General features: G+C 43.9%; 23 protein-coding genes and 1 pseudogene. 19 read left to right on the top strand and 5 right to left on the bottom strand.

Translation table 11 applies throughout. The features are described from left to right. Positions 1–197 precede the first annotated feature (197 nt). The 13 genes and pseudogenes from RQN30_RS12540 to RQN30_RS03785 all read left to right on the top strand — a co-directional run bounded on the left by RQN30_RS12540 (position 198) and on the right by RQN30_RS03785 (position 13197). Complete coding sequence (locus RQN30_RS12540; protein ID WP_491608700.1) at positions 198–404, top strand: hypothetical protein; 207 nt, start codon at positions 198–200, stop codon at positions 402–404. Beyond that, positions 386–619: an NUDIX hydrolase gene (locus tag RQN30_RS12535; RefSeq protein WP_491608716.1), complete on the top strand. Its 234-nt coding sequence runs from the start codon at positions 386–388 to the stop codon at positions 617–619. The genes RQN30_RS12540 and RQN30_RS12535 overlap by 19 nt, the downstream gene beginning before the upstream one ends. A 39-nt stretch (positions 620–658) precedes the next feature. Then, a pseudogene (locus RQN30_RS03835) lies at positions 659–3558 on the top strand (DEAD/DEAH box helicase). 164 nt (positions 3559–3722) lie between these two features. Continuing rightward, positions 3723–3911, top strand: a complete 189-nt coding sequence (locus tag RQN30_RS03830; RefSeq protein WP_353061323.1) for a hypothetical protein — start codon at positions 3723–3725, stop codon at positions 3909–3911. Positions 3912–4105: 194 nt separating this feature from the next. Continuing rightward, the gene (gene guaA / locus RQN30_RS03825; RefSeq protein ID WP_353061322.1) at positions 4106–5671 is read left to right on the top strand and encodes a glutamine-hydrolyzing GMP synthase; all 1566 of its coding nucleotides are present in this window, start codon (positions 4106–4108) and stop codon (positions 5669–5671) included. 409 nt (positions 5672–6080) lie between these two features. Further along, positions 6081–6428: a hypothetical protein gene (locus RQN30_RS03820; RefSeq protein WP_353061321.1), complete on the top strand. Its 348-nt coding sequence runs from the start codon at positions 6081–6083 to the stop codon at positions 6426–6428. A 44-nt stretch (positions 6429–6472) separates the two neighbouring features. Then, the gene (locus tag RQN30_RS03815; RefSeq protein WP_353061320.1) at positions 6473–7081 is read left to right on the top strand and encodes an SIR2 family protein; all 609 of its coding nucleotides are present in this window, start codon (positions 6473–6475) and stop codon (positions 7079–7081) included. A gap of 25 nt (positions 7082–7106) precedes the next feature. Then, positions 7107–8099, top strand: coding sequence for an ATP-binding protein (locus RQN30_RS03810; protein ID WP_353061319.1), 993 nt, complete (start codon positions 7107–7109; stop codon positions 8097–8099). A gap of 137 nt (positions 8100–8236) precedes the next feature. After that, positions 8237–8512 carry a hypothetical protein gene (locus RQN30_RS03805; RefSeq protein WP_353061318.1) on the top strand — a complete coding sequence of 92 codons (276 nt, stop codon included), beginning with the start codon at positions 8237–8239 and terminating at the stop codon, positions 8510–8512. Positions 8513–9752: 1240 nt separating this feature from the next. Continuing rightward, positions 9753–10775, top strand: a complete 1023-nt coding sequence (locus tag RQN30_RS03800; protein WP_353061317.1) for an SWIM zinc finger family protein — start codon at positions 9753–9755, stop codon at positions 10773–10775. 1 nt (position 10776) lies between these two features. After that, positions 10777–11583, top strand: coding sequence for a DUF6880 family protein (locus RQN30_RS03795; protein WP_353061316.1), 807 nt, complete (start codon positions 10777–10779; stop codon positions 11581–11583). A gap of 253 nt (positions 11584–11836) precedes the next feature. Beyond that, entirely contained in the window at positions 11837–12631 is a 795-nt protein-coding gene (locus RQN30_RS03790; RefSeq protein WP_353061315.1) for an MFS transporter, read from the top strand. Further along, on the top strand, positions 12625–13197 hold the full coding sequence (locus RQN30_RS03785) for an MFS transporter (RefSeq protein ID WP_353061314.1): 573 nt from the start codon (positions 12625–12627) through the stop codon (positions 13195–13197). Before RQN30_RS03790 ends, RQN30_RS03785 begins: the two co-directional genes overlap by 7 nt. Before the next feature lie 5 nt (positions 13198–13202). On the opposite strand, the gene RQN30_RS03780 is transcribed toward RQN30_RS03785, so the two are convergent. Continuing rightward, on the bottom strand, positions 13203–13778 hold the full coding sequence (locus RQN30_RS03780) for a substrate-binding domain-containing protein (RefSeq protein ID WP_353061313.1): 576 nt from the start codon (positions 13776–13778) through the stop codon (positions 13203–13205). Continuing rightward, entirely contained in the window at positions 13775–14224 is a 450-nt protein-coding gene (locus RQN30_RS03775) for a LacI family DNA-binding transcriptional regulator (RefSeq protein WP_353061312.1), read from the bottom strand. Before RQN30_RS03775 ends, RQN30_RS03780 begins: the two co-directional genes overlap by 4 nt. A 78-nt stretch (positions 14225–14302) precedes the next feature. Here RQN30_RS03775 and RQN30_RS03770 point away from each other — a divergent pair, with 78 nt between their 5' ends. Continuing rightward, positions 14303–15724, top strand: coding sequence for a sulfatase-like hydrolase/transferase (locus tag RQN30_RS03770; protein ID WP_353061311.1), 1422 nt, complete (start codon positions 14303–14305; stop codon positions 15722–15724). A 183-nt stretch (positions 15725–15907) separates the two neighbouring features. Here RQN30_RS03770 and RQN30_RS03765 read toward each other — a convergent pair whose 3' ends face one another. From RQN30_RS03765 to RQN30_RS03755, 3 genes are all read right to left on the bottom strand, one after another. Beyond that, positions 15908–17431 (bottom strand): galactose-1-phosphate uridylyltransferase, encoded by a 1524-nt coding sequence (locus tag RQN30_RS03765; protein WP_353061310.1) that lies wholly within the window; start codon positions 17429–17431, stop codon positions 15908–15910. 17 nt (positions 17432–17448) lie between these two features. Continuing rightward, the gene (locus RQN30_RS03760; RefSeq protein WP_353061309.1) at positions 17449–17952 is read right to left on the bottom strand and encodes a phosphotransferase; all 504 of its coding nucleotides are present in this window, start codon (positions 17950–17952) and stop codon (positions 17449–17451) included. A gap of 64 nt (positions 17953–18016) precedes the next feature. Further along, positions 18017–18529, bottom strand: a complete 513-nt coding sequence (locus tag RQN30_RS03755; RefSeq protein WP_353061308.1) for a protein kinase family protein — start codon at positions 18527–18529, stop codon at positions 18017–18019. A 397-nt stretch (positions 18530–18926) separates the two neighbouring features. Here RQN30_RS03755 and RQN30_RS12530 point away from each other — a divergent pair, with 397 nt between their 5' ends. The 5 genes from RQN30_RS12530 to trpD all read left to right on the top strand — a co-directional run bounded on the left by RQN30_RS12530 (position 18927) and on the right by trpD (position 23422). Then, positions 18927–19370, top strand: coding sequence for a hypothetical protein (locus tag RQN30_RS12530; protein ID WP_491608699.1), 444 nt, complete (start codon positions 18927–18929; stop codon positions 19368–19370). Between the two features lie 25 nt (positions 19371–19395). Further along, positions 19396–19650, top strand: a complete 255-nt coding sequence (locus tag RQN30_RS03745) for a hypothetical protein (protein WP_353061306.1) — start codon at positions 19396–19398, stop codon at positions 19648–19650. A gap of 265 nt (positions 19651–19915) precedes the next feature. After that, positions 19916–21466, top strand: a complete 1551-nt coding sequence (gene trpE / locus RQN30_RS03740; protein WP_353061305.1) for an anthranilate synthase component I — start codon at positions 19916–19918, stop codon at positions 21464–21466. Continuing rightward, complete coding sequence (locus RQN30_RS03735; protein ID WP_353061304.1) at positions 21447–22013, top strand: anthranilate synthase component II; 567 nt, start codon at positions 21447–21449, stop codon at positions 22011–22013. Before trpE ends, RQN30_RS03735 begins: the two co-directional genes overlap by 20 nt. 374 nt (positions 22014–22387) lie before the next feature. After that, complete coding sequence (gene trpD, locus RQN30_RS03730) at positions 22388–23422, top strand: anthranilate phosphoribosyltransferase (RefSeq protein ID WP_353061303.1); 1035 nt, start codon at positions 22388–22390, stop codon at positions 23420–23422. Positions 23423–23492 lie beyond the last annotated feature (70 nt).

Genomic DNA, 23492 nt, shown 5'->3' with positions numbered 1-23492 from the left:
AGATTGTTCCTGCTTTATTCGCTGCAGTTTTAGTTTTGGCGTGATTTATTTTTCTAGTTCAGGTGTGTATCTAGATATCTGTTCTGATGATGCTGCGGAAGCGGTATCTAGTGATGAGTGCTGAAAACTTTAAATTTACGATTTGTGAAGCAGAATAGCGACGGAGAAGTGACGAATTGGAAACAAGTAATGGAATAATGGAAGGCGCTGCAAAATTGAAGAAACAAATCCATGTAACAGGTGCCGTGTTTTTGCGTGCGGGGAAAGTGCTTGCAGCGCAGCGCGGAGCAGGGCGAAATCTTGCAGGTTTTTGGGAGTTTCCGGGCGGAAAAATTGAAGCGGGGAGAGCGGCCCGCAGGCGCTTGCCCGTGAATTACGCGAAGAACTGCTTACCGAAGCACTAGTAGGAGACTTCATTGCGCGTTCGGTGTATGAATACGACTTTGGTGTGGTTACCTTAGATGCGTATTTTTGTGAGATTATCGGATCCGAGCCGCAGCTAACTGAACACCAAGAAATCCGCTGGCTTGCAGCTGATGAGCTGTTCTCGGTGAAGTGGGCGCCGGCTGATGTGCCGATAATTAAAGAGCTTACAAAGCGGTTGAACGCTGCGGGATAACAAGTTTCCTGCAGCTTTGATTGATGTGAAGGTATTAGAATGACCATTAACCTATCGCCAATTGCGGCTTCGATTGCGTGGGGATTTTTAGATAAGAAATCCTCATACGAACGTGAAATTCTAAATCCGGAGCTAATTTGGAACAGCGAATCACGCTCGATGAATACTGCAATTCGTAATGAATTGCGTAATTGTGAGAGTTTTACGATGTCGGCAGCATTCATCACTGTGGGTGGTTTGGCAATGCTCAAGCAAGACTTGCTGAACTTCAAAGGTCAGGGTCAGATTATTACTTCACGTTATTTGGATTTCAACGAGCCAGAAGTTTTTGAAGAACTACTGCAATTACCGAATATCCAGGTACGAATATTTGAACAAAATGAAGTTGGATTTCATGCGAAAGGATATGTTTTTCGTCATAAAGATTCGGTGACGGCGATAGTTGGTTCATCCAATCTCACCGCAAACGCATTAAAAACAAACCACGAGTGGAATTTTAAGTTCTCTGCAGCTCCTGATGGGCATGTTGTTACTGATCTTGAACGAGCTATAAATTTACAATTTTCACAATCGCTGCCGCTTACGCGCGATTGGATTAATAAATATGAAGCAACTCGATCAAAGCCGCATATCATTAGAAATTCGAATGCTGATAATTCAATTTTTGTGAATGGAAAAATTCAACCAAATGAAATGCAAAAAGAGGCTCTTGAAAGAATTCGCAACTTACGTGAATCCGGTGAAAAACGTGGAATTGTTATCTCTGCAACCGGAACTGGAAAAACTATTCTTGCTGCGCTTGCAATGAAAGACGCAAAGCCGAAACGTGCGCTGTTTATGGTACATCGCGAGCAGATTCTTGTGAAAGCAATTTCAGAATTCCAGCGTGTGCTCGAATATCCACTATCAGAATTCGGCTTGCTTACTGGAAATAAGAAAGAAGTTGATCGTCCATATTTATTTGCAACGGTACAGTCGATGAATTCTGATCTGACGCTGCAGAGCTTTGCGCCAGATTACTTCGATTTAATTATTATCGACGAAGGCCACCATTCAGGTGCAAAAAGTTATCAAAAAATAATCGATTATTTCCAGCCAAAATTTTTGCTTGGTTTGACGGCAACCCCAGAGCGTACAGACGATTTCAATATTTTTGAGCTCTTTGATTTCAACGTACCCTACGAAATTCGCCTGCAGACTGCGCTCGAATCGAAAATGCTTACTCCTTTTCACTATTTCGGAGTCACCGATTATCTTGATAAAAACGAAGAAACGATCACTGACACAGCAACACTCAAAAAATTGGTGGCTCCTGAACGGGTGAAATATATTGTGCAGATGCTTGAACGATACGGCTATTCGCGTGATGTAAAAGGTTTGATGTTCTGCAGCTCTGTGAAAGAAGCAGAAGAACTATCTGCGTTATTTAATCGTGAACGCGTGAACGGTAGATTACTTCGTACAAAAGCTTTATCAGGTGCGAATAATCAAAATGAACGTGAGAATGCTGCGCATATGCTCGAAAAGGGACAGCTTGACTATCTGCTCACAGTTGATATTTTCAATGAAGGTATTGATATTCCGGCTGTAAACCAAATAGTAATGTTGCGAAACACGCAATCAGCGATTATTTTTACGCAACAGCTTGGTCGTGGTTTACGAAAGGTATTGGGAAAAGATCATCTTCGCGTAATCGATTTTATTGGAAACTATACAAATAACTATTTAATTCCAATTGCTCTTTATGGCGATAACTCGCGTAATACGGATAGTATCCGCGGACGCGTGACAAGAAACGTTACAGACAATACTTTGGCGGGAATATCTTCGGTAAATTTCGATGAAATTTCACAGAAACGAATTTTGCGTTCGATTCAATCGGCGACACTTGATCGATTAGTGCAGTTGAAAAGTGAGATTCAAAAGCTCAAGGACCGCTTGAATCGTGTACCGAAACTTTATGACTTTTTAGAACAGGGAACTACGGATCCAATTCTGATGGCAAAGAGTCAAAAGAACTATTGGCGAATGTTGCAGAAGACTAAGTTTGTACAAACTGAGCCAAATGCAAAGCAGGAGCTTTTCTTAAATTTTCTTTCGAATGAGATTTTGCCAGGTAAGCGTCCGCATGAGTTACTGCTAATTGAGCAACTAATTGCAAAGAAACAGATTTCACGTTATGAATACGAAAAGTTCCTCGAAGTAAGAGGTGTTGATTTTACGGAAGAAACTATTGCGAGTGTGGAACGTGTGCTCACGTTAAGTTTCTATAGTGCACAACAGGAAAAGTTATTTGGTACTTCGCCAATTATTGAAGTGTCTGATAATGGTTATAGCTTTGATGGTAATTTTTCTAGAGAATTTGCAGATTCGGAGTTTCGTGCGCATGTGCGAGATATCGTAAAGACGGGTTTGTTTATCGCGCGTCACGTAGAGTCGTGGTCGGCGGAAATGAAAATTGGGAACTTATATTCTCGCCGTGAAGTCTGCAAGATGTTAAACTTCCAGAAAAATGAAGAAAGTACCTTGTACGGATACAAAGTAGACAAGCTATCGAAGACTTGTCCGATTTTCATTACTTACGAAAAAGAAGACAATATTTCCGAATCAACAAAGTATCACGATTCTTTTATTGATACTTCGACGATGCATTGGTTTACGCGCTCGCGGCGTACACTCGAGAGTGACGAGGTGAAACGTCTGCTTAGTGGAGAGTATGAAATTCACGTATTCGTGAAGAAAAACGATGCTACTGGGACAGATTTTTCTATCTCGGTAAGGCTGGCACTAGCGGGGAAATGCAAAGTGAAATGCCTGGTAAAGATAATAAAATACTAGATGTAGTAACGATGAATTTGAATTTCGAATCTCCAATTGATACTCATCTTTACGAATATCTGCAGACAACATTGAAAGAAGAAAAAAGGGAAACGGTATAATCCTTATCTGCGATATCGTATCCCCGTCGGAAAATTCTTTCCAGTGAGCTGCAGTGTGACTTGTAAGTGCGGGCTTACAGTATGCGCTGCCGCGAAAAATACGGCAGGGAGTCAGGTTTATTACGTAAGCGGTGGCGGGAAGTGGAAAATTTTACGTAAGTGGTGTGGCAAGAACTTGGGCTGTATTTTTCACCGTCGAAGGTGCTTGCGTTTGTACTGGTCACGGGCTTACAGGAACGACGGCTTTCCCGTCGTTAATCAAAACCATCCATTTTGCCGCCAGTTACGTTAAAAAATACGGATTATGCCATCAGTTAGGTGAGCCAAGGCAGATTCTGCCATCACTTACGTAAACCTACATCCACTTACGTAAACCGACACCCGCGGCACAAACAAAATGTGAAAAGCAACTTTAATCCGCTTCCTTAACCTCAGCTTTCACCGCGATTTTAACCAAATTTTTTAACCGCATTGTAAACTCATTGAATCTAACACTTGAGACTATTTCCAAAATCGCCGCTTCCTCAGATAATCTTAACTTGTGAATATGAACGAAATTCGTCCGGTAATTGTTGTTGATAATGGTGCGCAGTATGCGCAGCTGATTGCGCGCCGCATTCGTGATGTGGGTTTCTACTCTGAGCTTGTGCCGCATTCTTGGCCGGCAGCAAAAATCCTTGCAAAGAATCCTGCTGCAATCATTCTCTCTGGCGGGCCGGCATCGGTATATGCCGAAGGTTCACCCGAGCTTGATTCAGCTCTCCTCGAAGCGGGTATTCCTGTGCTCGGCATTTGCTACGGCTTCCAGCAGATGGCGCAAGCACTCGGCGGTACGGTAGCGCATACCGGAAAACGCGAGTACGGTGCCACAGAAGCAAAAATTATCGCCGACGGCGTGCTTTGCCTTACCGCTGGAAATACCGAAAATGTCTGGATGAGTCACGGTGATTCTGTTTCCATCGCTCCTGAAGGTTTTACTGTCACAGCTTCCACACCGGGGGCGCCCGTCGCTGCTTTTGAAGACCGTGAACGGAAAATGTTTGGCGTGCAGTGGCATCCAGAAGTGGTGCATTCACAAAACGGAAATCAGCTGCTCAAGAACTTCCTTATCGATGGGGCAGGGCTTAATCCTAACTGGGATTCTTCTGGAATCATTGAAGATCAAATCGCGAAAATCCGTGCACAAGTTGGAGATGCTGGCGTGATTTGCGGGCTTTCCGGCGGGGTAGATTCATCTGTGGCTGCAGCCCTGGTACATCGTGCGATTGGCGACCAGCTCACCTGCGTGTTCGTCGATCACGGTTTGCTCCGGCTTGGTGAATCTGAGCAGGTAATCCGCGATTATGCAGGTGCACGCGGAATGAAAATTCTTGCGGTAGACGAGTCTGCGCGTTTCTTGGATGCGCTTTCTGGCGTGACCGAACCAGAGACCAAACGCAAGATTATTGGACGCGAATTTATCCGTTCCTTTGAAGCTGCACAGCGCAAGCTGATTGCCGAAGCTGGTGAGCAAGGGCGGGAAATTAAATTCCTTGTGCAAGGCACGCTCTACCCTGATGTGGTGGAATCTGGCGGCGGAGACGGAACTGCAAACATTAAGAGCCATCACAACGTGGGAGGTTTGCCCGAAGATCTGAAATTTGAGCTGATTGAGCCGCTGCGTGATTTGTTCAAGGACGAAGTGCGTGCGATTGGCCTGGAACTGGGGCTGCCTGAGAATTTGGTGTGGCGTCAGCCGTTCCCTGGGCCGGGCTTAGGGATTCGCATTATTGGTGAAGTCACTCGTGAACGTCTCGATATTTTACGTGCAGCTGACGCGATTGTGCGGGAAGAACTTACTGCTGCCGGGCTTGACCGAGAAATTTGGCAGTGTCCGGTAGTTTTGCTTGCCGATGTGCGTTCTGTAGGTGTGCAGGGCGACGGGCGAACTTACGGGCATCCGATTGTGCTGCGCCCAGTGAGCAGCGAAGATGCGATGAGTGCCGACTGGAGCCGTTTGCCTTACGATTTGCTGGCGAAAATTTCTAATCGGATTACGAACGAAGTGGCGGAAGTAAACCGAGTCGTGCTCGACTGTACTTCTAAGCCGCCGGGAACGATTGAGTGGGAGTAGTTAAAAACAGGCTCTAAAGCCTTATAAATAGCCGTTTTGTAAGCGTTGTGCTTGCAAAATGCTTGCAGATTTTAGAAATTAGTCACCTGAAGAATAATTCTTTGGGTGATTTTTTTATTTTAAAAAGCTCTATGTCAAATATTGGGGAGCTTTAGAAATACTGCCAGGTGATTTAAAAAATATTAGATTACCTAAAATTAATAATAGGTTAGATTATATTGAAATCTCAAAAAATAGATGAAAAACTTAGAGAAAATCATGAGTTCACAGAAATTGTGAAATGGGTGGATAATTTAATTCAACCATTATCAGGGTTCAATAAATTTGAAATTAATGAAATATATGATGTATGGAATAGTCTAAGGAGGAATAGAGTAGAGTGATATATTTTACTTAAAGGAGTAAGAAGATGGATATAGATATGGATAATCTAAAGAAACAAATCCAAAGTTTCTTTGACCAAAGAACAGTGACAATAGTGGGTTCTGGGCTATCTTGTGCTGAAGGTATTTCAGGAATGAAAGCACTGTCTAAAAAACTGATTGAAGATGTTCCTGATAGGCTAAGTGCCGAAGATATGGAGTATTGGAGAAGTATAGAAGAAACTTTAAATAATGGAACAGATTTAGAATCTACACTACAACAAAATAAAGTAACAAGTAACATTGAAAAAGCAATTATTGAAAGTGCATATGAACTTATTTCCAGCGAAGATATATCTATTTTTAAAGAAATTATAGAAAAAGTAGAAAATTAAGATTTTCTGAGTATTTATCATGCTTTAATGTTGATTTGTATAATTTGGTTGTAATAACAACCAATTATGATTTGTTAATAGAGTATGCTTGTGAAATCAAAGGATTGGTATATTTAGATTCATATAAAGGGAAAATCATTTCTAAATATTCACCCGAAAACGTTGAAAAAGAAATGCTTAAAGGGATGAAAAGAGGTAAGAAACCCAAGCCACATATAAAAATATATAAACCACATGGATCAATTAATTGGAAACTCATCAATGGAAAACTTAATAAGATAAATCATGTAAATTGTGGTACTCCTTGCATAATTACCCCAGGTTCTAATAAATATGAAAAAGGATATGAAGTGCCTTTTGATTATCATATTGGAAAAATGGGGCAGGCGATAGATAAAGCGAAAAGGTTAATATTTATTGGATATGGTTTTAATGATAACCATTTGGAAACTCATTTAAATAAATCAGAAAATATTTCTAAACCTAAACTAATTGTAACTAGAACCTTATATGGTAATGCGAAAAAAATTGTTGATAATTCGCCAAATACTATAGCTATAGAAGAGATGAAAATAAATGATAAGAGTTGTGGAACAAGAATTTACTTTGAAAAACAAATATATGAAATTAAAGATAAAAAATATGGGATATAGCTGAATTGATTAAGGAGGTGTTTTGATGGATAAGTTAGTGTTTCAAGAAAATGAAACAATAGGTTCTGTTATATATGTGGATACTAATCAGGTTTTAATTGAAGTGGAAGATAATGAGAAAATATCATTATTAAATGTTGGTAGTATTGTTGCTATTCAAACCACAAGATCCTTTGAGTTTACAATTGGTATTATAGATAAAGTAAGACGAAAAGCAAATGAATTAATGGAATTAGAAGATTTAACTGATGAATATAATGAAAGCCTTGAAGAAGAAGCCTACATTTCATCAGATGTAATCCAAGTTTCGTTAATTGGGACATACAAAACGGTTGACGGAGATACTAAAAATTGTTTCAAAAGAGGAATTGATACTTTCCCACAAATTACACATCATTGTTATTCGATTAATGGTAATAACTTAAAGTTATTTATGAATATTATTAGTGATGATGTTTCTTTGGAAAAACAATTGGTTATAGGAAAATTTGCAATTGATGACAATGCTACTGCAATTTTAGACGGCGATAAATTTTTTCAAAGACATGCTTCTATTTTGGGAAGTACAGGTTCAGGTAAAAGTTGGTGTGTTGCAAATTTGATAGAGGAAGCCAGCAAACTTAATAATCCTAATATTATTGTTCTTGATATGCATGGTGAATATAAGTCATTATGTGATACAGATAAGAAATATGCTGATTATTATAAGATTGCAGGACCAGGAGACTTAGAAAACGACGATGAAAAATATGTTTTCTTGCCATATTGGTTATTAAATAGAGATGAAATGCTATCTATGATTTTAGATAGATCAGATAATAATGCTCCTAATCAAGCTTCACGTTTTACTTTTCATGTAAGGGAACTAAAAGAGGAAACTTTAAGAGAATTGGGCAAATCTAAAGTTTTAAGTACTTTTACAGTTGATTCACCTATTCCATTTAATATGGAAGCACTGATTACAAGATTGAAAGAGGATGATACAAAAAAGGAATTGGAGCTAATAACAAACCAGTAAAAGGAGAGTGGGAAGGTAAACTTACTCGTTTTATATCAAGGCTAGAAACGAAAATCATGGACAAAAGATACGGATTTTTGTTTCAACCCAATATTAATACATTAAATTATGATTGGCTATCCAAGTTATTGTGTAAGATGATTGGTGCAGATGACGAAAGAAAAGGTATAAAAATTATTGACTTTTCAGAAGTACCTTCCGATGTTTTGCCTATAGTTACGGGAATTATTTCAAGATTACTGTTTGATGTGCAAATATGGATGGATGAGGAAAAAGAACTCCTTTCGCTATTTTGTGTGATGAAGCTCATTTGTATCTTCCAATACAAGAGGATGCTGATAGTGTTCAAAAACAAGCATTGGGAAATTTTGAAAGGATTGCAAAAGAAGGTAGAAAGTATGGAATCTCTTTAGTTGTTATTAGTCAGAGACCTTCAGATGTAAGTAAGACAATTTTAAGCCAATGTAATAACTTTTTGGTACTACGACTGTCGAATGACAAAGATAAGTCTGTAATAAGAAATTTACTACCAGATGCTTTAAAAGGCGTTTTAGATCAACTCCCCTATTAGATGTAGGAGAAGCAATAGCGGTTGGAGATGCAATATTATTACCAAGTAGGATTAGATTAAAAACGCCACAATTAAAACCTATGAGTGCAACTAAAAATTTTTGGATAGAGTGGGAAAATACTAAGGCGGATAATGCTGCAATTATTGAAGCTATAGAAAATATGAGGTGTCAAACTAAAGAATAGAAAAGAGAAGACTTTTGCATAGCAGATAATGATTAAAACAGTTAGAAATGCCGTATCAAAACTAAATGATGAAGAATGTTTAGATTTGTTGGATAAAGAATAATGCTGTGCTTGCAATATGCTTGCAAAAATCCGATAAACAGAAATAAAATGGATAATAAGGCTAAATCCGATAATAAAAACCTTGATTTTATGCCATTTATACAAAATAATATCAATGGATATATTTAGTGGGAATAACCAATCTAGTGGATTTCTTAACATTTAGTCACAGACAATGGTAGGTGACGTGCAAACCGCCAGATATTTTTGGTGAGTAAATATTTTGAGATGCCCCTGAAATCGTCGATTCCAAGGGCATTTTCTTCGCCTGTTCACCTGCGCATTTGCTTTCCAGTCCGTTCTTTTCCGTTCTTTTCCGTGCACGTCAGTGACGGTTTGAGTATCGGCTATTGCGGTCTAGATGTGTTTTTGCTATCGACTGCTAAAATCGAACCATCCCAGGTTTTTCTGTTTGAGTAGATGGGATAATTTGAGTCATGCCGAAGAAATTTACTAACGCCGAAAAGGAAACTCGGAGGCTTTTCACGGCCTGCGGATGATTGACGTGAAAATTCAGATAAAATCCAAATAAAATTCAAATAAAATTTAAATAAAACTAAAGACTGAATTACTAAATACCGCTTGTTAAACTTTAACTAGAGGCTGGAAGCGGGCGTAATGAACGAGCTTAAAAAACAAGCATCATAAGCGGGTGCGGTAAATAGGCGTAATGAGCATGCAGTAATATGCGGGGCAGAAAGTTGGAAAGTCGAATGGTGCGTCCCAAAAGTTAGCGATTTAGAAAAACTCACGTCACGTACAATTATTCGACGTGCAAAAGAATACTTATCCCGAGTGAAGTTGCTTGAGCTCACCGACCTTGCTGCGCGCACTGAGATTCTCGGAACTGAAATTTGTTGGCAAACTCTGCGCTGGGATGAAAACGGTTCGCTTTGGAATGCGGCGTGCACTTGCCCGAGTTTCAGCTCGGGAAAATTTTGTAAGCATTTAGTGGCTGCTGCTTCTGTAGTAAATAATGTGCCGGAGGGAATTTCAGCTCAGGAGTATCAAGCCTCGATAGATGCACAGCAGCTTAAGCCGGAAGATGTTGTGCAGCGGAATAAAAATAAAGCAGATACCGGCGCGGGAGCAGGAGAAGAAAATCTGCAGAGTATTGAGGAATCAGAACTGCAGCATAAAAGAACGCGAAAAGCAGATTTTGCAAATCAGAATAAGCAGGAGAATCCCGCTTTGGCTGCAGGTGCGGATCAGACCGTCGCCAGTGTTTTCCCAAGCGGTTCCAGCGCCGCGAAGTATTTTAATTCGCTTACTGAACCGGAACTAAGAGAACTATTCCAAGTGATTGCGGCGGACTATCCGGAAATCGTAGTCCGTCTGGAGCGATTGGGAAGTTTGAAGTTTGCTTCAACAGATACGATCAAAGATATTCTCGACAGTGAATATAAACGTGTATTCCGTTCGCGTGGCTTTATTGACTGGTATAAGTCGTATGAGGTTTCGGCTGACCTTGATGAATTTATTGTTTTAATGCGGAAATACATGCTTGAAGGGTATGCAAGTGTTGTTGAGCCGTTTGCAAAACGCACTGTAAAAAGAATTACGAATATGCTGCTTCGATCCGATGATTCTTCGGGATATATTGGAAATTTATGCCAGGATTCGCTGGAATTATATGCGGAAGTTGCTGCTCTCGCTCCAGCTAATTCACTAAAACTTGCAAAATGGCTGGTGAAAATGCGTATTGACTCTCCGAGCTGGCCGAATATTACGCTCGCCCCTTTTGTGGAAGCTCTCGGTGAGGAAGGCGTGGCAGCCTACCGTCGAGATTTGGAAAAAGTAATTTCACAAAAAAGGTGATGTGAAAAATGGGTACGTTCGCGATTTTGAAATCGGGCAGATGCTGATTGAATTGGCAGATTACGACGGCGATTTAGATGCGGCAATCTCGTTACTTGCGAATCGGGAAGTTCCGTATTATGCCGAAATTATGCGGCGTTTAGCGGCTGCAGGACGCAAACGCGAGGCGATGCTGTGGATGGAAAAAGCGATTGCGGCAAAGAGATTCAAGTTCTCTTCTTATTTTGGCGGCGGTGAAATTGACGTTTATGGCCCGGATGTATTGGAAATGTATATTGAAGACGGCTTTCCGGAAGAAGCTGAAGAGTTCGTGTGGAAGGCATTTCAGGAAAGTCCGAGTGAAGAAGTGACGCGAATATTTTACGATTTTTGTGTCAAGCAGGGAATATGGGATAAATACGAAACTCGAATTTGGGAAGTTATTGATAGTCAGCCCAGAGTCAGCGGCAGTGATACGGTGAAAATTGCATTGATGTTAAACGATGTTGAACGCGCATGGGTCTGTGCCGAAAAATATGGTGCAGGTTATGCATGGCAAGAATTGGCGGCTGCTTTACAGCCAAAAGATTCAATGCGTTCTTTGCAGCTATATTTTGCTTCGACGGATGAACTTTTTACAAAGACTGGCAGCAAAGGCGCTGCTGTTGTGGTGGGTCACCTGCGAAAGATTTGGGGATTTATTGGCAGTAATGAACTTGCTGTGCAGCCGCTGCTAATGCAGAAATTTAAAGAATTTATTGCGCAGATTCGTCAAGACTACCGGAATCGGCCAAGTTTAATGGCACAGCTTCGGGAAGCTGGATTCTAGACATCGGCAGAGTTTTGCGATTAGGGTTTATCGTCTGCTGTGCGGCGGGCGAGTGGTTTCGGTAATTTCCGCGATTTTCTCCCGCATGTAAACGGTGAAGTTTTGCTGAGCTGCGTTGTTTTCTCAATGCCGGCGTTGTGATTTGTGGAATTTCTAATCCGTATCAGCTGTTGTGCAAAATTATTATCACGTGATAATATCTGGTTTCAAGAGCAATAGCTCGCATTTACAGTTCGTTCAAAGGAGCGTTTGAATGGATTCGAAAATTCTTACTGCGGAAATCTCAGAAAAAGATGCGCGTTTTATTAAGAAACATGCTTCAACGTTAATTGCTTTCGGTGAATTTGTTGACGGATATGACCTCGCCGTTATTGGTGTGGCGATGGTTTTCCTAGCATCGTCTTTCGCACTCACTCCAAGTGCGAAAGGAATGCTCGTTGCAATTTCCTTTCTCGGTACTGCTGCGGGTTTGATTATCTTCGGAGATTTATCTGATCGAATCGGACGCAAGAAAGTCTTCGCTTTTAATCTTTGGATTTTTATCATTACCGCGCTGCTTGCGGCGGCAATCACGCAAGTTTGGATGCTCTGGATGCTGCGTTTTCTAATCGGCGTAGCTATTGGAATGGATTTATCGACTTCTGCTGCGTACCTCGCCGAGATTGCTCCAAAAGTCCGCCGCGGCCGAATAACCGGTTCGTTACTGAACTTGATGATGGTACTCGGTGCAATATTCGCAATCATTCTCGCAATGTTCCTTTATTGGGTGATGCCGGCGAATCATCACGACTGGATTTGGCGTGGAATGTTTGCGTTTGCGGCAGTTCCTGCAGCAATCGTACTATTCTTACGCAAACGTCTTCCAGAGTCTCCGCGCTGGCTGATTCAGAACGGACGGCGCGAAAAAGCATGGACGATTATCCGCGCGCTTGGTCTTGAAAATGAAATATCTCAGGCAAATCCGCGGAGGAGTGCCCGTGAATATCGTCGGCTTTTTAAAGGGAACACTCGTCGCCGGATGCTCGTGTGTACTGGCTTTTTATGTTAAATTCGACTGCAGGACCAGTTGTTTCATTCCTTGGCCCCGTTATCTTTGAGCAGGCAGGTGTTCCGGCATCGGCAAACTTAATGGTTTCCTTGCTTGCAAATATAGTCGCTTTTTTGGCTCTGTTTATTGGAGCGTTTTTCATTGACCGTGTAAACCGCCGCAATCTGGGAATGATTACTGCGCTCATATTGACCGCGGCTGTCGCAATTCTTGGCTTATTTGGTGCGATGGCAAACACGATTCTTTTCACCGCTTTTGTAATCTGGAGCTTCACTGCATATTTTGGTCCGGGGATGCTTGCAGTAGTGTGGGCGGTGGAAGCTTATCCGACTGAGCTTCGCGGATTCGGCGCCGGATTTACACAATCAATGGCGCGGATTATGTCCGCAGCGGTGTCGTTCTTGGTTCCGATTCTCGTTGCACAGTATGGATACTATCCGATTGCCCCGTTTGCAGTGGCCTATATGCTGATGTTTATTCTGGTCTGGGCTAATCCGTGGCTTGCTTCTACCGGAGAAAATCTTGAAGACCTATCTGAAGGCGAACTTACAGCTTTTGAAAAGTGAACCCGCTAATCTTGCCGGATCAGTTGGATAGTTGTTTCCCGCAGCTGCGCTGAAGTCTGCAAAGTTTGATAAACACCTTTTGGTAATTCGCGTTCTCCGGAAAGATGTGAAATCAGTAAATCTACCGCAATTTGCGCAGCTTGCAGCAATGGCGAAACAACGGTTGTGAGCTGCGCAGATTTTTCGGGAAATATTGGGTTCTGTCCGATACCGCCGAGAGCGAAGAGCTGGAACCTCGGGCTGATTTCTGTTCCCAGTTCTTGGAAATAATGTAATAAACCCGCGGCGAACTGCTCGTTTGGGGCAAAGATAAGATTCGAATCCATAGCTGCTGCTTTTGCTCCGGCTGTGTATCCGTCGTGATATGACCAGCCGGCTGCTTCAAGATTCAGAGCTTTCGGAAAATATTCGAGAAACGCCGCTCTGTGTCCGGAAGCGTCTCCCGGTCCGCGCACAATAACTGGTTGCTGTACTTCGCTGATGTCAATACTTGAAAGAATCTGGGCAACTCCCGGACGTTCGTCAATAAATACGGTGGTCAGATTCGGTGAATCCGGTGCGCAAGTGCCGGTGTTAATCAAACTGATGGAATTTCATTTAGTTCAAGGAGCGGTGCAATATCGCGAAGTTCCGGGTCGTCGCGCAGAATCGCTCCCGCAAGATATACTTCACGCAAAGTTGCCTCAACTGTTTCGCGAGGATTTGCAGTAATAGGTACTGGCAAGATGAAGTATCCGGCGCTGAGTGCACGGCCAATAACAGCTGTTAGCAATTCATTAAAGATCGGCGGCTGAAGCGAGGAAGGAGCTTCCGCGGTGAATAACGCAATTACCTGGCTTTTCTGATAACGAAAATTTCGGGCTGATGGATGTGCAATGTATCCTACCTGCTTAGCTGCCGCTTTCACTCTTTTCGCGGTGGATTGTGAAAAACCAAGCTCATCGCCTCTCCCGTTTAAAATATGCGAAACTGTAGCTACTGAAACTCCAGCTAACTGGGCAACGTCTTTGCGGGTGGCTCGCGGCAATTGATTCAATCTCTCTTTTAAATTTAAAACGGATTTGGAAAGGATCCGCGATTTAGATAATAGACAAGGAAAATCAAGATGGCAATGACAACTAATTTTGTGGTCGTAATTACAGATGATCAGGGTCCGTGGGCGACTAGTGAAAATTGGCCGGAACTTCGAACCCCGAATCTTGATGTTTTGTCTGCGCAGTCGGCAGTTTTTCACAATTATTACTGTGCGTCACCAGTTTGTTCGCCTGCTCGGGGATCGTTACTTACCGGAAGAATGCCTTCAGCACACGGAATCCATGACTGGCTAGTGGGCGGGCGGCATCCGGATGATTTTGAAGAAAACTTTCTGAAACAGATGATTACATTTCCAGAAGTACTAAATAATAACGGTTACTCTTGCGGCATGGTCGGTAAGTGGCATGTCGGCACCGCAAAAACGCCGGCAGCTGGATTTGATTACTGGTATGCCCACCGCTATGGAGGCGGACCTTACTATAATGCGCCGATTTGGGATGAAAAAGGTGCAGAAGCCGCCGAGCCAAAATACTTCACTGATGCGGTTGCAGATCGTGCCTGCGAATTTTTAAATACTCGAGATAAGGCGAAACCTTTCTTCCTGCTCGTAAATTTCACTGCCCCGCATTCTCCGTGGATCGATAATCATCCAAAAGAACTTCTTGACCTTTACCAGGACACAGATTTTTCGTCGATTCCGCGTGAAGAACCGCATCCGTGGACAAAAACTTATAATGATTTCGCTGACGCATTTGCCGATCCGATACCGAGTCTGCGCGGATATGCAGCTGCATTGACCGGTGTTGATTGTGCCGTTGGGAAAATCAATACCGCGTTAGCGGCCCAAAATTTAACACAGAACACCGTTTTTATTTATATGTCAGATAACGGTTTCAGCTGCGGTCAGCATGGATTATGGGGAAAAGGCAACGGCACTTATCCATTAAATTTCTGGGAAAATTCAGTGCGGGTACCGTTTATGGTGCATTTGCCGGAACAAACTGTGCGGCGCAATATTTTCGATCATGTTTCTGCATGTTCCTTTTACGAAACCATTTGTGAACTTGCTGGGGTGCAGGCTCCGGAGGATGTGCTGCGTGCTGCTGGTTCGGTTGCTGATTTGATTCGGGGAGAAAAACGCAAAAATAATAATCCGGTAATGGTTTTTGACGAATACGGCGGCGGACGGATGATTCGTTTCGGCAGCTACAAGTTTGTTGATCGGTATGATGGGCCAAAGGAACTTTACAATCTGAATATTGATCCCGGCGAGCGGAATAACCTTGCAGATAATCCTGAATATGAATCAATCCAAAGTGAGTTAGCGGATAAACTTGCGCAGTGGTTTGCAGCGCATGAAACAAAGGTTAATCGCGCCTATCATCGCAATATTCGGGGACGCGGCCAAATTCATCCGCCGAGCAGCGGATATGCTGACGGGCGAATCTATGCTGCAGCAGAAGAACTCCTTGATGGCGATGATTCACATTAACGACGGATGAGTCACGCCAGCATTGCAGTTATCGATAGTGCGGAGTAATCGAGGAGTTGGCGGGGTGTATTTCCGTTCGCGGAAGCCGTCGTACTATGAATATTTATCTCAAATCCTTTAACCGGTCCGCTGCCGTTATTTACGTTATCTAACAGCAGCAGACCGAAAACCTGATGGTGTATTTTATGCTTCAATCCCAATACTTGAAAGGAACTCTACTGTTGTTTCCTTATCCTTAAAGACGGCTGTGTTCTCTAAAATCCGTTCACAAATACTTCCAAGCTCTTTCCGGATTGCACTCTCTGCCGCGCTGCGGTCAGTTTCATCTCCGAGCATTTCCCGCAGCTCATTCCATACCAGTTCGAACTCGGATAAATCTGCAGGCAGCTCTGTTCCTGCTGCTAATGCGTCAGCAATCTGCGCAAGCTGCCAATCAAGACGTCCGGGCAAAACAAATAAACCCTGTGCTTCAATCAAACCAATCGACTCTTGTTTAATTGGGAAATACTCTGGATGGGCATGAAATACGCCTTCCGGGAATTCTGCGGAAGTAATATTTGACCGCAAAATCAGTGACATCTCATATCCGCGTTCAGTGCGGATTACCGTCGGTGATACGGCTGAGAAGTGCTCACTGCCGTTCCCAGATTTGATTCCGAAATCGGGGTTGTTGTAAACTACCCAAGCTTGGCGGATTTTATCACTGATTTCTTCAATCGCATTGCGGTTTTTTGACACCACCCGAATTGCAGTATTATGCCAGTCGAGAATCTCCACTATCGCGTCAGGGAAGTTTTGATCTTGAAGTGTTTTCCATGCGCCTGCACGCTGCATTGGAAGTGCTTCGCCGCCTGCCTGATAGTGATCATGACCAAGTACCGATCCGCCGATTCTTGCCAATGCAGCATTGCAGCCGATAAAGAAATCTGGGTATTGATCCACAAAATCCATCAGTTTTGTAAAAGTTTTGCGGTCAACATGCATCGGGGTGTGCTGCGAGTTAATCGCGATTCCATGGCAGGCGAGATATCCGTAAGGCGAGAACTGCCAGAACCATTTTTCGCCAGCAAGCTGCAATGGTACGGTGCGCAAAGTGTACTTCGTACGTCCGGCAAAACCTTCATTTTCGTGGCAAATTGAGCACTTTGGATACCCGCCCGATACAGAATTTCCGGCAGCGGCTTTCTTTGGATCTTTAAACTCTGGTTTCGCCTTGTTAATCGTAATGATAAGACCATTTGCGTTAAACCGCGGATTGCGGTCCAGCACTGAGCGGCGGACATAGTTATTGGCGACGCAATAGTTGTAGAACCATTCCATTGCCTGCGTGCCGCTAGATTGTGAAATATCGGAAAAACGTGCACTGATTTGCGACGGGGTACGCGTGAGAATTCCCATTACCTGATCACAGCGCGAATCCGCTTCTTCCTGGGCAAACAAATTAGCTGCGATACAAGCTTCCGTAAAAGCTGCGAGCAGCGTATCCGGCCGTTCTGGAGCTATTTCTGAAACTTTGCGGGCTGCGTTTGAAATACCGGCAGACGGGTATGAATTCAAAGCAAAGAGTGCGAATATTTGGTTTCGAACCCAGTCAGTATCGAGTTCGGCAAGTTCCAGACGTGCTTCGGCATAATCAACTAGGGCGTCAATGGCTTCGTATACTGCGTAAAGTTCCTTTTCCATATTTACTTCCATATTCACTTCCATAGTTGCTTCCCAATCTCTCAATTTTTCTCGCATGCTGCCGCGGCAGCGACAATTTCATTCATTTGTGTAAGCTTTGTTTCGATATCTTTTACCAGCGCAATCTGGGTGCGGGTACGGATCAGATTATGTTCTGCATATGCTGTTGCAAAATATACGTCGCCATCAAGGAAATCGGTGAGAAACCGCATTCCGCACTCCAACGTCATCAATTTCACCGAAAAAGCAAGTAATGAGATTTCCGTCGGGGTGAGAGAATCTTTCACTGCCGAGAGGAACCCTTCACAATATGCGCGGAATAGTTCGAGATTCAAATGCATTAATGCGGCGTCTTTTTCATCCTCGTTTGCGGTGGCTCCTCCAGTGCGCAAAGCATCGCCAAAATCGTAAAGTGCCGATCCGGGCATTACTGTATCTAAATCAATAATTGCGCGAGATTTGTGAGTCTTACTGTCGAACAAAATATTATTTATTTTGGTGTCATTATGGGTTACCCGCACTGGAATCTCCGGAGTGCCAAGCAAATCTGCTACCCGGCTGCAATCGTCTTTCCGGGAAAGAAAAATTCGATTTCGGCGGCGGTATCTTTCACTCTGCCGGCCGAATCTTTGAGAATCGACTGCTGTAAATTTTCAAAACGACGCGGAGTATGATGAAAATACGGAATTGTCTCGGCGAGCTTTGCGGCGTCAAACTCTGCCAAATCTTTTGGAATTGCCCGAAAGCTGCACCTGCTGAGCGTACAATTTCCGGATCAGTGACCATTGAGTACGAGATTGTTTCCGTGATGAACTTGTAAAGCCGGTATTTTCCGCCAGTTTCACTTGTGTAGTACAGTTTTCCGTCGATTGTGGGAACGATTTCCAGCGTTTCCTGATTCCGCTGCGCCAAAAATTCTGTGACCAGCTGAATATTTTCCATCAGCCGCGGGATGTCTGAAAATACTGTTTCATTCATTCGTTGGAGCAGATAGGGCTGAGAATCTGTGATTACTTTGTAGGTTTTATTGATGTGCCCGTCGCCCCAAGGGATGATGGACGCAACATTTTCTGCAAAATCGAACTGTGTAACGTGCGGCAGCAGCGTGCGGAAACTTTCCATGAATCGTCCTTGGATTTGTAATTCTTTCACAATAATTTTGAAAGCGTTACGCCTATTTTACCGCTGCCTGCACCGAAGACACAACGTAAATCGGTGCATTATTGCCGGGATAAGCCATTTTCGGCTGAATAAAAATTTATGCTAAGCATCTCATGCTGCGGTTTTGCAGGTTTTATCGGTTTTGCAATATACAATCGTGTCAGCGCCGCGAATCCGGAAGTTTTTATTATCCGGATTTCACCTGAAAAGTATGTTGCGCCTTTGCTGAATTCTGCTGCGATATTTCTGGGGATATGCGGATAATTCCGCCAGGCTGGGAGCAATATTATTGATATTGGCATATTGGTTTATCCGGATGAGGAAATATGGAAATATGATGCAAAGACCGAGAAATGAATTGTGTGCAGTTATCTCCGGCGGAGAGTTTGATACGTTCGCTGGCATTGAAACTGCTGATTTTATAGTGGCCGCTGACCGCGGATACCGCTATGCATGCGAGCAGGGAGTCCGGGTGGATCTTGTGGTCGGCGATTTTGATTCGTGCGATTACATCTGGGATACCGGCAAGAGACCGAAAAGTTCTGCCGCGGATTGTGAAGATAATATTAATTTTGATTCCGCCGGCGAATCCGGCGCTGCTGCAAATTTTGCTTTCCCAAAATTATGCAGCTTCCGCCGGCGAAAGACGATTCCGATACTCTCGCTGCACTCCGGCACTGTCTCGCACTTGGATACCGAAATTTTCGGATTTACTGTGCCCTGGGCGGCCGTCTTGACCATCTTATTTCAAACCTGCAAGCTTTTTCGTTCGTTGCTGAACAGGGAGCTGATATTGAAGTGATTAGTAAAAAGAGCATATTACCTATTTGCACGACGGATCGCGCACTTTTCAGGCACAGCCAGGCCGCTCGCTTTCCGTTTTCTCGCTGAGCGATAAATCGGTCGGGGTATCAATTACAGGTGCGGTTTACGAACTGGAAAATGCGGTTCTGCACCGCACTTTCCCGATTGGTTTGAGCAACGAGTGGGGACGTGCAAGCGAAGTGAAGATTTCCGTAGCAAAGGGAACTCTTATCGTTATCAGCTCCCATCTTGAAAACGAAAATTTAATTTACCAATAATAATCAATCGAAAAGGCAATTCTGATTTTGCGTGCTTAAGTTAGCTGCGCATAACACTGCATAGTATTAGCTATTTTCCCAACAGATTTTCATCTATCGAAATTTTGCGGTGAAGATTTTTTGTTTCCTGCCTGCGGTTTTATATCCGCAGTTCATCTTGCGGACTGGGAATGCGCCGAACTGGAAAAGTTGCTAACCTGTTAAACAATTACACAGTTGAGTTGCTGTATCAGCATTCGTTTCTGAGGAAAGGTGAGGGCAGAGAATGAAATCCCAGCCGGTGCGAGAACTTTTCCCAAGCCTTGCTGAAGTGGAGAATTACGCGAAAGCCGGCGAATACCGTGTTGTCCCAGTGCGCAGCGAAATCCTCTCTGACTTCCTCACACCAATCGAAGCAATGCGGATTCTCCGCGGAATTTCCGCACACACATATCTCCTTGAATCCGTAGCAGAACACGAAAAGTGGGGGCGCTACACTTTCCTCGGATTTAATCCGAAACTTTCGATTACCTGTAAAGACGGCGTACTGCGGATTGACCGGAAAGAGATTCCGACGGCGAACCCATCGGCGTATCTGCGCGAGCTGCTTGCCGAATATTACAGTCCGAAAATAGCAGGAATGCCTCCTTTTACCGGAGGTTTAGTCGGATACTTTGCGTACGATTTCATTAATTACTGCGAGCCGGCAGCAAAAGTTAAAGTGGAGGATAATGAAGGTTTTCAGGATCTTGACCTGATGCTTTTCGATACAGTTATTGCTTTTGATAATTTCGCACAGAAAATCTTTTTAATTCAAAATATTTCACTAAATAACTATGAAGCAGAATATGCGGCTGCGGGTAAAAAGCTGGCAGATCTTGCGAAACTGCTGCACACGGGGAAAAAGCAGCAGATTCCGGCTGGCCGGCTGCTTTCTGAACCCAAACCGCTATATAGCCGGGAAGAGTTTTGCAATATGGTTGAGCATGCCCGCAAGCATATTTTTGCGGGCGACATCTTCCAGATTGTGCTTTCAAATTGTCTTTCTGCTCCTTTTTCGGGGAGCCTTTTCAATACTTACCGTGTATTGCGCACATTAAACCCCTCACCATACATGTTTTATTTTTCTGGTACAGATGTGGAAGTTGCCGGGGCTTCTCCGGAAACTCTTGTGAAGCTTCACGACGGAGTACTCCATACTTTTCCGCTTGCCGGTACGCGCCCGCGCGGAGTGAACGAAGCAGAGGATATTGCACTTGCAGAAGAACTTCTTGCCGATGAGAAAGAATTAGCTGAGCATAATATGCTTGTGGATCTCGGCCGGAATGATTTGGGGAAGATTTCTCGTTTCGGAACTGTGCAGGTAGTGAAACTTCGCGAAATCCAGCGCTACTCGCACGTGATGCATATCGGTTCAACAGTACGCGGGCAAATTCGTAAAGACCGAGATGCGCTCGATGCGATTGCGGCGGTACTTCCAGCTGGCACGCTATCCGGTGCGCCGAAAATTCGTGCCTGCCAAATCATTGGTGAGCTTGAAAATAATAAGCGCGGAATTTACGGCGGGGCAATCGGGTATATTGATTTCTCCGGAAATATGGATACCTGTATCGCTATCCGCACGGCGTACAAGAAAAATGGGCAGGTTTTTGTACGTTCTGGTGCGGGTATTGTGGCTGATTCGGTTGCCGATAAAGAGTTTGCCGAGTGTGTAAATAAAGCGAAAGCGATTGTGCGTGCACTCGAAATTTCCAGCGGGCTTGAACAGGCTGATGCTGCGGGCGCCGCAGTGACTTCGGCTGGAGAGGGGAACAGTGATGATTCTCTTAATCGATAATTATGATTCTTTTTCCTACAATCTTTACCAGTATCTCGGTGAGCTGCATCCGGAACTGAAAGTGGTGCGTAACGATGAACTTACGGTAGCTGAGATTGCAGCTCTCGCACCGGAAAAAATTGTTATTTCTCCGGGTCCGGGCAGGCCGGAAGATGCCGGAGTGATTATTGATCTGATTCGGCAGCTTTCACCGCGAATTCCGACTCTCGGTGTGTGCCTCGGGCATCAGGCAATATGTGCGGCTTTCGGCGCCGTCGTTACTTATGCGAAGCATTTAATGCACGGCAAGCAGTCTGCTGTGAAAATTGATAATGAGGCTGCGATTTTTCGATGGTGTTCTGCATCGGAACTGGTCGCCCGCTATCATTCGCTGGCAGCAGATCCGGCCACTATGCCGAGTTGCCTGAAAGTAACAGCGGTGGCTGCCGACGGTGAAATTATGGCAGTACAGCACGAAATGTATCCAATTCACGGGGTGCAATTTCATCCGGAGTCGATTCTTACCCCCAACGGTAAGTTGATGATAAAAGCATTTTTGGAGAGCTAAATAGGTGCAGTTCTAATGCGGAATTAGCCGCGGATGAACTTCGCATTCTGAAATTAATACCGAAAATGCCGGCATAGCGGGCAGCTGATATGAACTGGCGGATTTACCGGATTTTTCCGAGTGAACTGAATTCTTCCAAGTTACGGAGTTATCTGGTTATTGAAAACTCTTCAGTATCCAAGATAGCGGAGGAATCCGCACTCATCTGCGGTGTTTTCACAGATTCAGCTGATAATTTCTGCTATTTGCTGCTATCTTGCGAAAACTATATTCCGGACAGGTTTCACCATCTGCAGCAGCGGTATCAGAAAATAAAAACACCAATAATTTTAAACTAAGACAACTGCGATAAATAAGATATTTAAGGACAGAAAATGATTAAGGAAGCAATCGTAAAAATTGTAAATAAAGAAGATTTGAGCTTCGATGAGGCATACGCCGTGATGAATGAAATCATGACCGGGCAAACCTCGGCGACACAAAATGCGGCTTTTCTGGCAGCACTTTCGGCGAAAAGTGCGAAAGCTGAAACATCCGCAGAGATTGCCGGCTGTGCAAAAGCAATGCGTGAGGCGGCATTAAAAGTAACCGGACTTGGTGAGGTTTTCGAAATTGTCGGTACCGGCGGCGACGGGGCGCATTCTTTTAATATCTCAACCACTTCAGCATTGGTCGCGGCAGCTGGGGGAATGCGTGTGGCAAAGCACGGCAACCGTGCTTCCTCTTCAAAAAGCGGAGCAGCTGATTGCCTGGAAGCACTCGGGGTGAATATCAATATTCCGCCGGAGAACGCCGGGCAGATTCTCGATGAAGTCGGACTGTGCTTTTTCTTCGCGCAAAAATATCACACTTCGATGCAGTATGTAGGGAAAATCCGTAAAGAACTCGGTTTTAGAACCGTATTCAATATTCTCGGGCCGCTCACTAATCCGGCGCATCCGACCATGCATTTGCTGGGAGTATATGACGAATATCTTGTCGAACCGCTTGCACAAGTACTCATTGAACTCGGAGTAAAACGCGGAATGGCAGTGTACGGCTTAGACAAGCTTGATGAAATTTCCCTTTCCGCACCGACGAAGATCTGTGAATTCAAAGATGGCTGGTACAAAACTTATCAGGTTGCGCCGGAAGATTTTGGTTTTCAACGATGTGCAAAAGCTGATTTGCTCGGTGGTGAGCCTGCGGAAAATGCAAAAATTACCCGTGATATTTTGAATGGGAAGATTAGCGGCCCGAAGCGTGAAGCGGTGCTGCTGAATGCGGGTGCTTCGCTCTATATTGGCGGAAAGGCGCACTCTTTTGCTGACGGTGTGAAACTGGCGGCGGAGTTGATTGACTCCGGCAGAGCGGCGGAACGGCTTGAACAGCTTATTGCGGTATCGAATCAGCTCGGTGACACAAAATAATTCCCGCACACAGACAGCCGGGAATACGTACCGGGTAGATTTTTCCCTGTAAGTTTAAGGAGTTTTGGAA

Origin of the sequence: Arcanobacterium hippocoleae (assembly GCF_040360365.1) — a bacterium.
GTDB lineage: Bacteria > Actinomycetota > Actinomycetes > Actinomycetales > Actinomycetaceae > Arcanobacterium_A > Arcanobacterium_A hippocoleae_A.
Note: the sequence above shows the minus strand (reverse complement) of the source record. Positions and strands in the feature narration are given on the sequence as shown.

Bases quoted from the DNA above. Each gene is read 5' to 3' on its own strand.
- RQN30_RS03785 (WP_353061314.1), top strand. From the start codon at position 12,625: ATGTTAAATTCGACTGCAGGACCAGTTGTTTCATTCCTTGGCCCCGTT.
- RQN30_RS03765 (WP_353061310.1), bottom strand. From the start codon at position 17,431: ATGGAAGTGAATATGGAAGTAAATATGGAAAAGGAACTTTACGCAGTA.
- RQN30_RS03755 (WP_353061308.1), bottom strand. From the start codon at position 18,529: ATGGAAAGTTTCCGCACGCTGCTGCCGCACGTTACACAGTTCGATTTT.
- guaA (WP_353061322.1), top strand. From the start codon at position 4,106: ATGAACGAAATTCGTCCGGTAATTGTTGTTGATAATGGTGCGCAGTAT.
- RQN30_RS03770 (WP_353061311.1), top strand. From the start codon at position 14,303: ATGGCAATGACAACTAATTTTGTGGTCGTAATTACAGATGATCAGGGT.
- trpD (WP_353061303.1), top strand. From the start codon at position 22,388: ATGATTAAGGAAGCAATCGTAAAAATTGTAAATAAAGAAGATTTGAGC.
- RQN30_RS03810 (WP_353061319.1), top strand. From the start codon at position 7,107: ATGGATAAGTTAGTGTTTCAAGAAAATGAAACAATAGGTTCTGTTATA.
- RQN30_RS03805 (WP_353061318.1), top strand. From the start codon at position 8,237: ATGATTGGTGCAGATGACGAAAGAAAAGGTATAAAAATTATTGACTTT.
- RQN30_RS03790 (WP_353061315.1), top strand. From the start codon at position 11,837: ATGGATTCGAAAATTCTTACTGCGGAAATCTCAGAAAAAGATGCGCGT.
- RQN30_RS12540 (WP_491608700.1), top strand. From the start codon at position 198: ATGGAAGGCGCTGCAAAATTGAAGAAACAAATCCATGTAACAGGTGCC.
- RQN30_RS03735 (WP_353061304.1), top strand. From the start codon at position 21,447: ATGATTCTCTTAATCGATAATTATGATTCTTTTTCCTACAATCTTTAC.
- trpE (WP_353061305.1), top strand. From the start codon at position 19,916: ATGAAATCCCAGCCGGTGCGAGAACTTTTCCCAAGCCTTGCTGAAGTG.
- RQN30_RS03820 (WP_353061321.1), top strand. From the start codon at position 6,081: ATGGATATAGATATGGATAATCTAAAGAAACAAATCCAAAGTTTCTTT.